Annotated in this window: 20 protein-coding genes and 1 pseudogene; all 21 read right to left on the reverse strand. The window is 39.7% G+C overall.

Annotated features, from left to right (window positions below; translation table 11 throughout):
- Nucleotides 1-12: 12 nt before the first annotated feature.
- On the reverse strand, nt 13-561 hold the full coding sequence (locus AC3E6G_RS05815) for an NUDIX hydrolase (protein WP_125329649.1): 549 nt from the start codon (nt 559-561) through the stop codon (nt 13-15).
- A 9-nt stretch (nt 562-570) separates the two neighbouring features.
- On the reverse strand, nt 571-1950 hold the full coding sequence (glmU, locus tag AC3E6G_RS05820) for a bifunctional UDP-N-acetylglucosamine diphosphorylase/glucosamine-1-phosphate N-acetyltransferase GlmU (RefSeq protein ID WP_306474618.1): 1380 nt from the start codon (nt 1948-1950) through the stop codon (nt 571-573).
- Nucleotides 1951-2053: 103 nt separating this feature from the next.
- Complete coding sequence (locus AC3E6G_RS05825; RefSeq protein ID WP_287514388.1) at nt 2054-2494, reverse strand: ASCH domain-containing protein; 441 nt, start codon at nt 2492-2494, stop codon at nt 2054-2056.
- Nucleotides 2436-3338: a putative PEP-binding protein gene (locus AC3E6G_RS05830; protein WP_490700641.1), complete on the reverse strand. Its 903-nt coding sequence runs from the start codon at nt 3336-3338 to the stop codon at nt 2436-2438. The genes AC3E6G_RS05825 and AC3E6G_RS05830 overlap by 59 nt, the downstream gene beginning before the upstream one ends.
- A 38-nt stretch (nt 3339-3376) precedes the next feature.
- Complete coding sequence (locus AC3E6G_RS05835; protein WP_490700642.1) at nt 3377-4105, reverse strand: GNAT family N-acetyltransferase; 729 nt, start codon at nt 4103-4105, stop codon at nt 3377-3379.
- Nucleotides 4106-4112: 7 nt separating this feature from the next.
- Nucleotides 4113-4592, reverse strand: coding sequence for an NUDIX hydrolase (locus AC3E6G_RS05840; protein WP_490700643.1), 480 nt, complete (start codon nt 4590-4592; stop codon nt 4113-4115).
- Between the two features lie 40 nt (nt 4593-4632).
- Nucleotides 4633-4755: pseudogene (locus AC3E6G_RS05845) on the reverse strand (DUF6707 family protein); the annotation flags it as partial.
- Nucleotides 4756-4797: 42 nt separating this feature from the next.
- On the reverse strand, nt 4798-5538 hold the full coding sequence (locus AC3E6G_RS05850) for a hypothetical protein (RefSeq protein WP_490700644.1): 741 nt from the start codon (nt 5536-5538) through the stop codon (nt 4798-4800).
- Between the two features lie 160 nt (nt 5539-5698).
- Nucleotides 5699-6394 (reverse strand): SMI1/KNR4 family protein, encoded by a 696-nt coding sequence (locus AC3E6G_RS05855; protein ID WP_306474614.1) that lies wholly within the window; start codon nt 6392-6394, stop codon nt 5699-5701.
- Nucleotides 6395-6421: 27 nt separating this feature from the next.
- Nucleotides 6422-6985, reverse strand: a complete 564-nt coding sequence (locus tag AC3E6G_RS05860; protein ID WP_490700645.1) for a hypothetical protein — start codon at nt 6983-6985, stop codon at nt 6422-6424.
- Nucleotides 6986-7039: 54 nt separating this feature from the next.
- On the reverse strand, nt 7040-7324 hold the full coding sequence (locus AC3E6G_RS05865; protein WP_006596727.1) for a hypothetical protein: 285 nt from the start codon (nt 7322-7324) through the stop codon (nt 7040-7042).
- Nucleotides 7325-7422: 98 nt separating this feature from the next.
- Complete coding sequence (locus AC3E6G_RS05870) at nt 7423-7863, reverse strand: hypothetical protein (protein WP_490700646.1); 441 nt, start codon at nt 7861-7863, stop codon at nt 7423-7425.
- Nucleotides 7856-8590 carry a hypothetical protein gene (locus AC3E6G_RS05875; RefSeq protein WP_490700647.1) on the reverse strand — a complete coding sequence of 245 codons (735 nt, stop codon included), beginning with the start codon at nt 8588-8590 and terminating at the stop codon, nt 7856-7858. The genes AC3E6G_RS05870 and AC3E6G_RS05875 overlap by 8 nt, the downstream gene beginning before the upstream one ends.
- A 164-nt stretch (nt 8591-8754) precedes the next feature.
- Nucleotides 8755-9144, reverse strand: coding sequence for an Imm50 family immunity protein (locus AC3E6G_RS05880; RefSeq protein ID WP_490700648.1), 390 nt, complete (start codon nt 9142-9144; stop codon nt 8755-8757).
- 97 nt (nt 9145-9241) lie between these two features.
- A complete protein-coding gene (locus AC3E6G_RS05885) occupies nt 9242-9868 on the reverse strand; it encodes a hypothetical protein (RefSeq protein WP_490700649.1) in 627 nt (208 codons plus the stop codon).
- Between the two features lies 1 nt (nt 9869).
- Nucleotides 9870-10385, reverse strand: a complete 516-nt coding sequence (locus AC3E6G_RS05890; RefSeq protein ID WP_048691819.1) for an Imm26 family immunity protein — start codon at nt 10383-10385, stop codon at nt 9870-9872.
- Nucleotides 10386-10416: 31 nt separating this feature from the next.
- On the reverse strand, nt 10417-10977 hold the full coding sequence (locus tag AC3E6G_RS05895; RefSeq protein ID WP_490700650.1) for an immunity protein: 561 nt from the start codon (nt 10975-10977) through the stop codon (nt 10417-10419).
- A 52-nt stretch (nt 10978-11029) separates the two neighbouring features.
- Nucleotides 11030-11368 carry a DUF7716 domain-containing protein gene (locus AC3E6G_RS05900; RefSeq protein WP_490700651.1) on the reverse strand — a complete coding sequence of 113 codons (339 nt, stop codon included), beginning with the start codon at nt 11366-11368 and terminating at the stop codon, nt 11030-11032.
- 18 nt (nt 11369-11386) lie between these two features.
- Entirely contained in the window at nt 11387-11806 is a 420-nt protein-coding gene (locus tag AC3E6G_RS05905) for an SMI1/KNR4 family protein (RefSeq protein ID WP_154858645.1), read from the reverse strand.
- A gap of 168 nt (nt 11807-11974) precedes the next feature.
- On the reverse strand, nt 11975-12673 hold the full coding sequence (locus AC3E6G_RS05910) for a 3-oxoacyl-ACP reductase (protein WP_490700652.1): 699 nt from the start codon (nt 12671-12673) through the stop codon (nt 11975-11977).
- Nucleotides 12666-12902, reverse strand: coding sequence for a DUF2829 domain-containing protein (locus tag AC3E6G_RS05915; RefSeq protein ID WP_000141913.1), 237 nt, complete (start codon nt 12900-12902; stop codon nt 12666-12668). The genes AC3E6G_RS05910 and AC3E6G_RS05915 overlap by 8 nt, the downstream gene beginning before the upstream one ends.
- Nucleotides 12903-12910: the final 8 nt, after the last annotated feature.

A 12910-nucleotide genomic window follows, 5' to 3' on the forward strand; every position in this document is an offset into this window, starting at 1 on the left:
CTCCTCTATTCTTTATTTGTTTTGTAGGTGTTTCCAGTATTGAATTGCCATAATGGTTTTAGCATCGCAGATATCACCCGTTTGGATCAAGCCCTCAGCTTCTGCTAAAGTCACCTCAAAGAGCTCCAAGGTCTCATCTGCATCTTGAGGGCGAGGATTTTCCACTTTTTTCAAATTGGTCGCAAGATAGAGTTTGATCCGCTCGTTGCAAAAACCAATGGCAGAATAAAAATCATACAACAACTCTAGATCCGCTGTGTAACCAATTTCTTCTTCCAATTCACGCAAAGCAGCTGCTTGGGGATCCGCATTTTCACCCTTTTCCAACTTGCCTGCTGGGATCTCTACAGAAGTTCTCTCGATCGCCTTGCGGTACTGCTTGACCAAAATGGTCTTGCCCTCATCTGTGATCGGTAAAACCGCTACTGCTCCATTATGAAAAATCAAATCACGCTGTGCTTGACCTTTCCCATCTGGCAGTTCCACTTGATCTGTGACTACTTGGAAAATCGGTCCTTGATAAATCTCCTTGCGATCAATGGTTTTTTCTTCAAATTGCATGAAAATCTCCTATTTATTCTTAGGATGGTGAGGAAGGCGAGTCGCGTACTCATCCTTATTGACTTGACGGCCACGACCAATCGCAATCGCATCCGCTGGCACATCCTTGGTAATGGTAGATCCAGCACCGACTAGGGAATTGTCGCCTAACTCAACTGGTGCAATGATGGTTGAATTAGAGCCAACAAAGACATTGTTTCCAATAAGGGTCTTGTATTTATTCTTTCCATCATAGTTGACGGTGATAGTCCCCGCACCAAAGTTAACGTTGCTACCGACTTGGCAGTTGCCAATGTAGGTCAGATGACCAGCTTTGGTATTTTCGCCAATAGACGAACCTTTGACTTCAACATAGTTTCCAATATGGACATCTTTTGCCAAGCTAGATCCTGGACGAATATGAGCGTAAGGTCCCACTGTCACACCATCGGCTACTGCGCTCTCTTCAATCATAGAGTTAGTAATAACGACACCTCCCCCAATTTCACTGTCCACAATATAGGTTCCATTTGTTAAGACTGTCTCAGCCCCAATTTTTGTGTGCCCTTTAAGGGTAACATTGGCTTCGATTTGTACCTCTGATGCGATTTCGACATCGATATCGATATAGGTCGCATCAGGGTTAACAAAGCTCACTCCATTCACCATGTGGGCTTGGTTAATACGGCGACGCATGATACCTTCTGCTGTCGCAAGGGCCACGCGGTCGTTAACCCCAAGACTTTCATCAAAGTCTTTGAGCGTATAGGCTCCAACTTTCTCTCCTGCTTCTCGGAAGATCCCAATCACATCTGTGATATAGTATTCACCTTGAGCATTGTTGGTGTTGATATTCTTCAAAGCTTCAAAGAGGCGGGCATTGTCAAAAACATAAGTCCCTGTATTGATTTCTTTGATTTGCTTTTCAAAATCTGTCGCATCTTTTTGCTCGACGATTCGAAGCACTTCCGCATTATCATTACGGACAATCCGACCATAGCCAAATGGATTAGCCGCTTCGGCTGTCAAAATCGTTGCCACATTCTTGTGATTGATATGGAAGTCGATCAAGTATTTGAGGCTTTCACCCGTAATCAAAGGAGTATCTCCTGCAATGACGAGGGTGTGACCTTCAAGACCTTCCAAAACTGGCTCCGCCATCATAACTGCATGGCCAGTTCCCAATTGTTCGGTTTGTTTAACAAACTCTGTTTGTCCCGCTAAGACTTGCTCTACCAATTCCGCCTTGTGGCCCACAACCGTCACAGTCTTTTCAGGTGAGATGGCTCCAACACTACGGAAAACATGTTCCAACATGGAGATCCCTGCAACCTTGTGAAGAACCTTAGGCAAATCTGATTTCATACGGGTACCTTTTCCCGCTGCTAAAATAATGGCATAATTTGGCATATACATTCTCTTTTCTGTACAATATCGCTTACATTATACCATTTTTTGGCCGATTTGAAAAATTGACGTAGATCAAAAAACTCTCCTAAAAGGAGAGCATGTTCTATAATGGATAAACTTTGCGAAATTCTTCTAAAACCACCTTGCTGTCAGGTGTAAACGTCAGTCCTGCTTCCTCCAGCCACTCCGTGAAAAACTCCTCATGAACCTGACGCCAATAGGCTAAGGATTTGTCCCCCTCACCTTCCTTGTAGGCATGGTCGGCTGACACATGATGAAAAGGTTGAACAGAAACCTTGGTAATTTCGACAATACAGACAGCTTGATCTTGACTGTCTAAAACGACATCAAAGGTCCCTACTTGGGGAAGAGGTTCGTCCTCTACTGCGTAAAGATCGTAAGCTGAGGCAGTTGCTGTTTTTTCGCCTGTAAACACCAGATCCGCTAAAAGGTCTGGGTCCACTCCAAAGGCCCAGGCGTCTATCTCATCTCCGATAGAGGGGTTGATTTGCTTGTAGGCATTCCACATTTCTTGCGGTGTCATGGGTTCTCCTTTGTAATTTTTTACTTTCTTCTTTTATATGTTTAAGATGGTCTGGATGGTCAATTTCTAAATCAAAAATCTCTGGAATAGAGCTGTAATGGAGAATACATTCGATACCCATCTGATTCATTTTTTGTATGAAAGAAGTATTCAGATAGCCTGCTACAGCAAAATCAATCTTGTTCTTCCTTGCTTTATCCTGCATATCTCTCAACATATCTAAAATAATTGGACTTTCCATATCATGCCATTGACTGTTTCTCACAGTCGCAAAAATAAAAGAAGTTAAATCATTCATTCCAACTACAATCTTTGAAATACCAGTTTCCAGTATCCTGTCCAAGTCGAAATAAGCTGATGGTAATTCAATCATCGTGCCGACTTTCCCGGTAAAACCATGCTGGCGCAATACTCTAATAGCTTGTTTTAACTGTTCGGCATCATTGACAAAAGGAAAAATAACAGACAGATTGGGATTAGTTTGATAGACTTCTGTAACGACATTTGTCTCAGCCTGAAATTCATCTGGACACGCCAACAAACGCCTGATACCTCTGTATCCAAATAAGGGGTGGCGTTCGTCAAAATACTCTTTAGTCCCATCTAGAATATTTGCTTCTGCATTTGTTAACTCTGAAAAGCGATACCATACATCCTCATCTGAGTATAAGGAGCAAATTGAGCTTAGATAATCTTTTACAAATTGCTGACAATTTGGTAATAGTATGTTTTGATTGAGCTCTCTTAGCAAGTATTCCCCACGAATCAAGCCGACGTGGTGCAATAAATGGGGATAAACTTTTTCAACAATTTTTTCGCCACTAAGAGACAGTTGATTTCTCATCTTTCACCTCGTCTTAAAAGATACAATATCAGATATCATTATACGACACTTTCCTCTAGTTCAAAAGCTTCATAAGGTCCAACTAACTCATATCCTAAAAATTCTGCTACTTTTTTAGAAGCCACGTTATGAGCATCCCAAAGTGGAAACGTATCTCTATTTAAACTCTCTAGAATCATTGTAGCACCAAGCTTTTTAGCAAATCCATTTCCTTGTTCGTTTGGTCTAGTTGCAACTTCCACTTCAACTGCTCCTTGGTAAACTAACCCTGAGGAAATCCCAGCAATCAGTTCTTTATTTTTAACAATCACAAAGCCAAATCCACCATTTAAAGCAAAATCCTGGTAGGACTCAAAATCCCCCTGTAAATCTTGTGACCATTCTTCCTCAGAAAGGCAGTTATAAATACGATTATCAATAGGTACAATATTGCAACCTTTCTCTAACTGACTAACTAGATCATTTAGAAATTCAACTTGAAAATTTGCCTTATCCTTAAAAGAATAGCGAGTAAAAGAAATTAACCCAACTTGCCGATGCAGAAAATCTTGCCACTTAGTGTCTTCTGAAATAATAATCTTATAATCTAAACCATATTGCCTAACAAAATCTTCCCAAAATCTAGAATTTAGCTCCCCTGCAAGGAATAAAAAATTCCCAACATCATAAAAACTTGTTGTCCTATCACTGTTTCGGTAGACAGTTCCGATTTTAGATTTAAGACCATAGAGAACCATATTTTTCTTCCATGTTTTAAATAGTTCCATTATCCCTCTATTTCACCTTCCAATTTCTATATCTTGTCCATTCTAATTCTGGAAATCCTCGTAACTCTGCCTCCACCTTCAATACTAAGGGTGAGGCATTTTCTTCGGTCATCTGCTCAATAGGGACCCAAATTGCATTTGCTGAATCATTGCTTCCATCAAGAATCTCCTGAGGAAGGGATTTTTGAGAACCTTCGAAATCGAGGACTATATCATAGAAGGCCATGATATGATGTACAGCAAAGTCTTGCCCTTCTTCTTGAACCAGCACATCATACATCCTAGGATTTGAGTAACTGTTAAGTGTATACCCTGTCTCTTCCAGAACTTCTCTCTTGAGAGTTTCTGTCAGCCCTTCACCTGCTTCCTGGCTACCACCCGGTAGATCAAAACGATGCTGATAAGGTCCTCTCGTTTTCTCAATGCAAAGCAATTTCCCGTCTTGAAGACAGACCCCGTATACACCAAAGTGTTTTTTGATTTCCATATTCTACTCTTTTCTAAAAGTCCAAGATCAATAACTTACCTTATCCCTTAAAAGGAAAGAGGCTATAGTTTTCATGCTCCTTGATATACTTCTTTAGTATCTCCATATTCTCTTCGATTTTTGCTTGGATATCTATCTTTTCACAAGTTGACTCAGCAATAAATATGAAGACATCGGTCATAAAAAGCTGTATTAAAGGCATTTTTTACCCCTTACGCATGCAAACATGTGGTAACTCTCTTCTAAGAAGTTCCCTTTGCTTTTGATTTGTTCTTCCCGTTGTTAAAAAACGAAGATGTTTCAGACTCTTCAGGTAGCTAACTGTTGATGCATAGTTAAAAATAGATGTGTCAACAAAATCTAAAAAACGAAGCTCACTAGAGGGCTGGATAAAATCCAATTCTGGTAATTTTTTATTTGCCGTAAATGAAAGATAGAGCAACTGATTTAAATCTCTAATAAAATTAAAGTTAGGCAACATTACACCATAATCAACGTGCAGATAACGCATGCCAGTATGAAAAGAAATGTTCTCTATCGTTTCCAAATTTGTCATGGAAGATATCCCTAGGGCTTTCACACAATCATTCTGGGGTAAGATGATCTTTTTTACTTTACTAGCCCCAACTATTAAAATCTTTTCTACTTGTTCATATTTTGAAAAGTCTAGCACATCAGATTTACTTCCCATCAAGTAAATCACCCTCGTATTGCTAGGTAAAGAAAGCTGATTAAAATCCACATCTTTCAGCATATCCTCTGGGTTTTCGACAATGTACTTTTGTCTTAATAAGCGATTGATATCGATAAATTCTTTATAAGTCAATTTTTCATCCAATAATGGTGCAATCTCTTCAATAGAATGCAGAGGCTCCATTGCCAATAAATTCTCTCTTTCGGAAAATCCTTTTTTAATGATCTCTAAATATTTATCTAAACTGGTCATTATTCACCTCTTTTTATGAATATCATGCTTCGTTTTCTTTGTTCAACCTATCTATTTTTACAATGACACTTTTACAAGAAGAATAAACCATTGCTTGTCTCAAAAACTAAAATCATGAATCTTCAGAGTATTTTTTCTAAATAAACTATATCCTGCTTGCTCAATCTCGATCAAAAATGACCTTGACTCTGGCTCTACCCGAAGCGTCTAGATATTGCTCTAGTTTCGTAATAGACTCCTCTGAATCAGACAATTGAACAAACAAATCCCCATTGATGGTCATGACATCCTTTGTCGGTAAAAGCATGAGATTCTCAACGCTTGGATCATTCACAATCATTAAGGAAGGGGAATAAATACAGCTTGTGGAGAGGTCTAGATTTCCAAATCGTTCCCTAGCAGACACAAAAATAGATTCCATCCCACCTTGAGCTTTTAGCACAAATTCCCTCTCAAAAAATGCTTCAAAACTGTCGTAGATCTCGATGACATCCATAGTAATCCCATCTAAATAATAAACTTGATGACTTTGAATGTTCCCATCCTTCAATCTATAAGCGAATTGATCTCCAATAGCAGACATACCAAAAAAATAGTAGTCTGATGCATAATCTCTCCAGACGTCTTTCCATACCTCATCCGAATTCCAGGAATCTAGCGTAATAGCTTGAGCAGAATCTGTACCAAACAAACGATAATAGCCACCATAAAATTCCAAGCCATTGGTCATGGATAGCAAATCCAGGTGAGCTTGAGGAAACTGTCTGGCTTTGAGTTTTTCTAGTTCAAGAGCTGAGGCCCCACTTTCTTGTATAACCAGATCCTCACAACATTTTAAAAAATTCTTCATTTTCATTTGCTTCTCATCTCTTCATCTTTGGCTTTAGCCCAGCATAAATTCAATAAAGTCTTTTCGATAGGCTTCAGGAAGTTGCTCCTCGATAATAGCCATGATTCCTGTTAAAAAACCTTCTTTATAGTCCGACAAGTCCTCATCAATGTAGATGTCATTCTCAAATTTGGTGATTTCTAGCTCTTTCATCTGACTATAGGTAGACAAGAAAGTAGATAAAGAGGGGCTTAAGCTATAGAGCTTAGAATTTCCAGGAATCTTGCCAAATACAGGACTAAGCTCGCTAGTTAGATCACAAAAGATTGGCTCATCGCCCATCATGTGAGCAAAAACCACATAACTCTCTTTCCAGCTAGGATCCTGCCATCCTTCTGATGCAGCTTCACATAGAGGGAGAGGAATTAGAGCAAGATCATAGGGAGCTCCTCTAAAATAAGCTTCTTCCTCAAAGCTCAAATGTTGGTAGAACTCTTTCAATTGACCAGACAAATCTGGCTTTTCGACATGGAGACAGTCACTAGTAAATACAAGCTCTCCTAAGCCCTTGTTTCTATGATAGACTTCTACGAATTTCTTCAACAAATTGAGCATCATTATTGGACTCCTCTCACATTTTTGGGATTATATTTGGCTATTTTCAACTGACAATTACGCATCATTCTGACCGCTAGCGACAGCCTGAGCCCAAATTCGTTCAAATTCCTCTTGACTAATCTTGATGGAGTCTGATAGATCCAACTCATCTTTCCGACCATCATAGAGTAGAAACCCTACTTCTGGAACATAATCCTGTAGACAAGAGGAAGCATAAGAGTGCCCATTCAAAACGTTAATTTGTCGACTTGCACGCTGACCAGTAAACTCTGTATAAATAACTCCTAGGCCTGTCATAAACTCACTATTGCCATAATAATAATATTCTTTTTCACACATTAGAATCTTCCTTTACCATTTGTCTCTCCATGAATGGCAATCTTTCCTCTTTGCCTCTTTCATCGACTAATTCTATGTTCATTTTCAATTTGTAGAATCTACCGGTTCTTAGCCTTATTCTCCAAGACTCTCACTTCTACTTTATCCTCCGCTAAATGGAGATCCAGTACTTTTTCCTGGTCTTGAAAGAAAAGTGTCAGGTCCTTAGTAGAAAATTCAGTAGAATAAGAGGGCAAAAAGTCATCCAGAGACTCCATTTGAAACAAGACATAAATCGGCGAAAACTCCCAAAAAACTAGGATAAACCGACTGCTATTGCCAACAAGACTTTGAATTGACCTACTTAGATCTTTAGTAGTAAGGTCGATAGGAAACTCATAAAGGCAAGGAATCGGAGAGTCTATAGGATTCAACTCCCCAGCATACCAAGCAATTTCTTTAGGTTTATCGGTCAGAAAATGGACATCCTTTATCCCCTTCAAACTCTTGATTCGTCTTTTCACTTTTAACAAGGATAATTTCTTTTTTAAATCACTCATTGTTCTTGCTCCACCATTCTGAAACAGAAATTTTGCTCACAACCTCATTCTCTTTATCCAGCAGATACAGGAAGTTACCTTTTGCTTCCAGTTTACCAAGCTTAGCTCCATAATCCATCTCATGAGCAGGGCAGGATTGAAACAACTGACGGATGCTCTTATCCTTATGCTCTATCTTCCAAAACAAATCCACCTTATCCAGCTGATGCTCCACTTGAATGGAATAGGTCGTGGATTGGATTTTCTTTCTTTTCCACTCCCAGCTATTTTCGTAATCGTTTTTCTCTATTTCATTGACTACATCCTCTATCAAGGAGCATGGAATAGAGAGCTCCTCAAACACGCGCATTACCCCTTTTACCAAGGCCTCTAGGAGCATCTTTTTCTGTTCCAATGGACTCGAGCTTTCATAGCTAGAAAAATCAAATAAGACCTGAACAGTATAGACACCAAGTAGGTTCATGATAGCTGGATTGCTAATCGTATCTACACATTCTACGATGATTTTCCAACAATCCTGGGTTATAACTGGTTTGAAAAGCCGTTCTACCATAGAGGTCATACATTTGGATTCATATACAAACGCTCTTCGCAGGTCTTTCCAATTCTGCCGATAGTCCTTAATTCTAGCTTCCTCGTAAGTTAGCGTAGCTGAGTCCATCAGCTCCTCAATCCTCTGTTGATTTTCCACATAGGGCTTATCTAATTCAAAATACTGTAACTTCATATTCGTGGTCTCGTAGTTTTTTTCTTGTAGAAAGGTTTAGCCTTAGGTCAAGGTCTAATGTTTGTGCTCTTCCTTCACTTTTTCCCATAGTCGCGGTGTCCCTCCTAGTAATGGAGGATTGTTTGATTATCCAGAATCTCCGCCATTAATCTAGGAATGCAATTCTAAGTATCTATTTTCACAGGACCAATCTCAGCAATTCTAACAAGGTCAGAAGCTCCTGACAACATCACATCATTTTGGTTTATAAAATTGAATTCAACCCTGTTCTCTAAAAAGAGCAGTTTCAGTTGTCCATTCACCTTATGAATCCCCTTAGAATAAAAATGGATTTCATCTAAATTAAAAAACTCTAAGTTAATTTTTATGGCATTGAATGACCTTTTCTGCCACTTTTCAGGGAAATTAGTTGGTAAATCATATAAATAAAGGACAAGATCTAATTTGTAATCGTAACATAATACAGTATCAAGAAATACATTATTCAAGTCCAAATCACCATCAAACAAATGAATAATCTTTTCCTTCCCCAATACTTTTTCAAACCATTTCACAGTATGAACTCCTTTTTAAAAATGAATATAAGTCTTATTTTTAAAAGTTATTGTTTCGCTTTTTAAGGAAGTGACAGCTTCTCTCTTTAAGTAAATTTTAGAATAGACTAACTCTTCTGCCGTCCTTTCCTTTTGTAACGTCATTGATTAAGTCCTTGACGATAGATATATCGAACTGACGAGAAAAGTCAATAATTTTCTGGCGATTCTGTTCTGGATATAGATAAGATGCAGCTAAAATAAATAAAAATGGATTTGTGACTTTGCCAATATGCTCAAGGTATTTAGGCTGAGTCACATGAGACATAATTTTGTTAAAATCGTCATCTTTCAGAACAATCTTTCTCTGATATATCGCTGCACAAGCACCTGCAGCTTGAGATGAGTTATTCGATTCCAAAGACTCATAGACAAAAGACAAGTTCTCTGTTTCTAAATTTTCTAGATAAGCAATCGCTACTGCTAGAGAGCGATAGGTTACAGGGGTTGGAATGTCTCTCAGCAGTAATGACTTGAGATAGGGAATTTCTTCTGTGCAATCCGTTGCAGCCATGGCGTAGAGCAGGTACATTTGTGATTCCCATGATTTAGGCTTTTCCATCTCCCCTTCCAAGGCCTGATGCAAGAATGGTCCATATCCTTTTAGTCTGTCCTTTAAAATTTTTTTCGCTGCCTTTTTTACCAAGGGCGTACGTCCTGAAGTTAACTCATCTACATAGTCCATCTCAAACTCCTTTATTTCCTCTGCTTGCCAGTTCTTCTTCCAATATTCTGTTATAAACTATACTTCCGACACAGGCTTCCCAGTCCAGCTCCTTAACTTCTTCCCTAGAAAAAAACTTAGGTTCCCGCCTACCATCTAGCCAGACCTTCCCAAAGTGAAGACCATTTGGGTCTCCCCACTTAAAGGCTAAATCCTTAAAAGGGCTTGGATCAAAATCCGCTTGGTGACCAATTATCTGCCAAGTCCATACTGGACTTCGATCAAACAAGGTGAAGGAATCTACAATGATGGGCTTACCTATAAATTGAGCACGACTTAGCTCTTCAACTGTTATAGTATGACTTGCTTGAAAGATATCGAAAAATTGGATGACATGACCAACATTCACTTTTCCAAGGATTTGACCAAATACAAACATTTCCTCCGAAAATTGATAGCAAAAAATATCACCAATTTTAATAAATCGAAGTTTTGTTCTTGGCTTTTCATTCCAATCTCGAATCTTTATCTGGGTCATTTGTTCTCCATTATTTATATAATTCCAAGTCCTACTGCTCTTTATTTAAGATATGAAAGAGATCATCTCTTAGAACAATTCCATCGTCTTCTATCAAATAGGCCATGTGCTCCCAGAAAGGAACTTCTTGTTCAAGGGGCTTTTCTAAGGCAAGTACTTGATCCTTCAAGTGTGCTGCAATTTCTTCGACTTCATCTTGCTCAATCTCATAAAACTTTGCTTTCAAAAGAAAGATGCTTGATAGAAAGAGCGAATAAGAGGAAACAAAAGTATGTAAGGAAGAATTGACATAAACCTTCGATTCTTGAAAAATTTCCCTTCCTTCTCGATTGCAAAGCAAGAAGATCTGCTTCTCTTCTCCTATTACAAAGGCACCTAAAAAACACTGACCAAAAAGCCTATAGCTCTCCTGATTTTTCCTTAGTTCGACTAGTTCGTCACCTGCTTTAATAAAAGAAAATCCCATTTTAGAATAATCCTCTAAATATGCCAAAAGGTTAAAACGGGCCTCATCCAGACTAAATGGTTTCTCCTCTGTAGGTACCACACAAAAGCCGTGCTCCTTCACTAATTCATTGATATTGACTGTCATTTTTCTCCTCATCACTATCAGTCATTGGATACCATTTCTCCAATCTGACTAGCTAATCTTCAAATTTCATAAAGCTATCATGCTGCTGATAATAATTTAAAGCCTCGACCAAGTCTTGGGGACTTGCATTTGGTTTTTCTTCAAGTGCGACTGCAAGGACATCAATCAACTGCTCTCCATAGTAGACTAGCAGCAGATCTTGCTCCGTCACTTCTGTCGGGTAGACATCAGAGTCTTTCACGACATCCGGATAATCGGATACCCAATAGAGCCTAGCTAGTGCCAGTTCTCCATCCTCCTTGCCATAGAGGCAAAAATCATCTGATACTAATTGATCTACGCGCACCTGCTCAATTATCTGCTCTAGTGAAAGTTCTTGGTGTTTTCGCATTCCGTCTCCTTTTTAATCTCACTCTTCAACAAAAGAGTTCAAAAATTTCTCAAAAGAAGCCCATTGACCGTAAATCTCTGCTTTTTCTTCTAAAACATAGAAATACACCTTGCCATAATCCTCTGCCCTTAGAGAAAGAGCATAGTTACCCGATCCAGGATCATAGGCAAAATGGAGAAGGTCTGTAGCCCTAAATCCCTCAGGCACAGCCTCATCATCAAACCAGGTAAAAGACTTCCTCATCTCCTCCAGTGAATCAAAGGAATTGAAAGGAAAGAGAAGATGGTCATCGTGGACACCCCTTACTTGGGGCTGGCCACCGTTGTACTTGAGATAAAAATCCATCATAGATTTTGGCAATTTCTTTCCAAGAATCTCCTCAAATTGTAAAAAATCTTCACTTGAAATAGCTGGATCTGTGTCTGTTAATACTAGCATCCCTTCTCCTTTTTTGAGTCTCTCTTTCCATAGTTTGACCTCCATATTACAGGTCCCTTTTAGGCTATCATACCATAAGATTTCCTTTCCATAAAGCTAAAATAGAAAATGAGCCCAGCGGTTTTACTAGACTCATTTCATACTTATCTTTTTTGCTTATTTCATCCCTTACTTCAAACTCCACCCGCCATCAATGGTAAGGATTTGTCCTTGCATAGCGGATGCCTTCCTGCTAGCCAAAAAGAGGCTAACTTCTGCTACTTCTTCTGGCTCAATCCAGCGCTTGATGGGTGTCTCACTGGCTACCCAGTCAGCCAAGCCACCTGGTTCAAAGTCTGCTGCGGTCATGCCTGTTTTGACGGCTCCCGGCGCAATGCCAAAGACTTGAATGCCAGCTTCTGCATAATCCAGGGCCAACTGTTTGGTAAATCCCGCTAGAGCATGCTTGGAGGAGGTATAAGCGTGACCGCCTCCACCAGCTAGGCTAGAAGCAATGGAGCACATATTGATGATGATCCCTTGCTTCTTCTCCAACATTTGAGTCAGATAATGCCGTGTCAGCTCTACCGGAGTCACATAGTTGATCTCAAAGATCTCCTGAATCTCCTGAGCGCTTTGCTCAAGGAGCGGTTTGTAATCATCTAAAACTCCAGCCGTATTGCACAAGACATCGACCTCTGGACACCAGTCAAAAATCGGCGCCAAATCCAGGGTCAAGTCCCGCTGCAAGAAGTGAAAATCACCCGTCAACTGGGGATCCGCTCCCTGGTCCACTCCATAGACCTGGTAGCCCTTTTCTAGAAAGAGGCGAGCTTGAGCCAGACCAATTCCGGAACTCACGCCTGTAATCAAGACCTGTTTAGTCATGGACTTCCACCCAATCTGTCGCTAAGACATCACAAGGGGTTGGACTCCACATAGAGAAGCCTTCCCCTTCACCAGAAACGTTAATGAGGAAATAAGGCGTCACTTCTAGAGCCACCCCATTTTGCTCAATGGTATCAAAGAGCTGCACATAGTTCTCAGCTCCACCCCAACCAGTACGTACATATTTCTTTTTTGCCTTTAGTCCAGGCAAGATTTCTTCGAATGTCATGACCTTCT

It is taken from the genome of Streptococcus sp. SCPM-O-B-23252 (M501) (genome assembly GCF_058200355.1).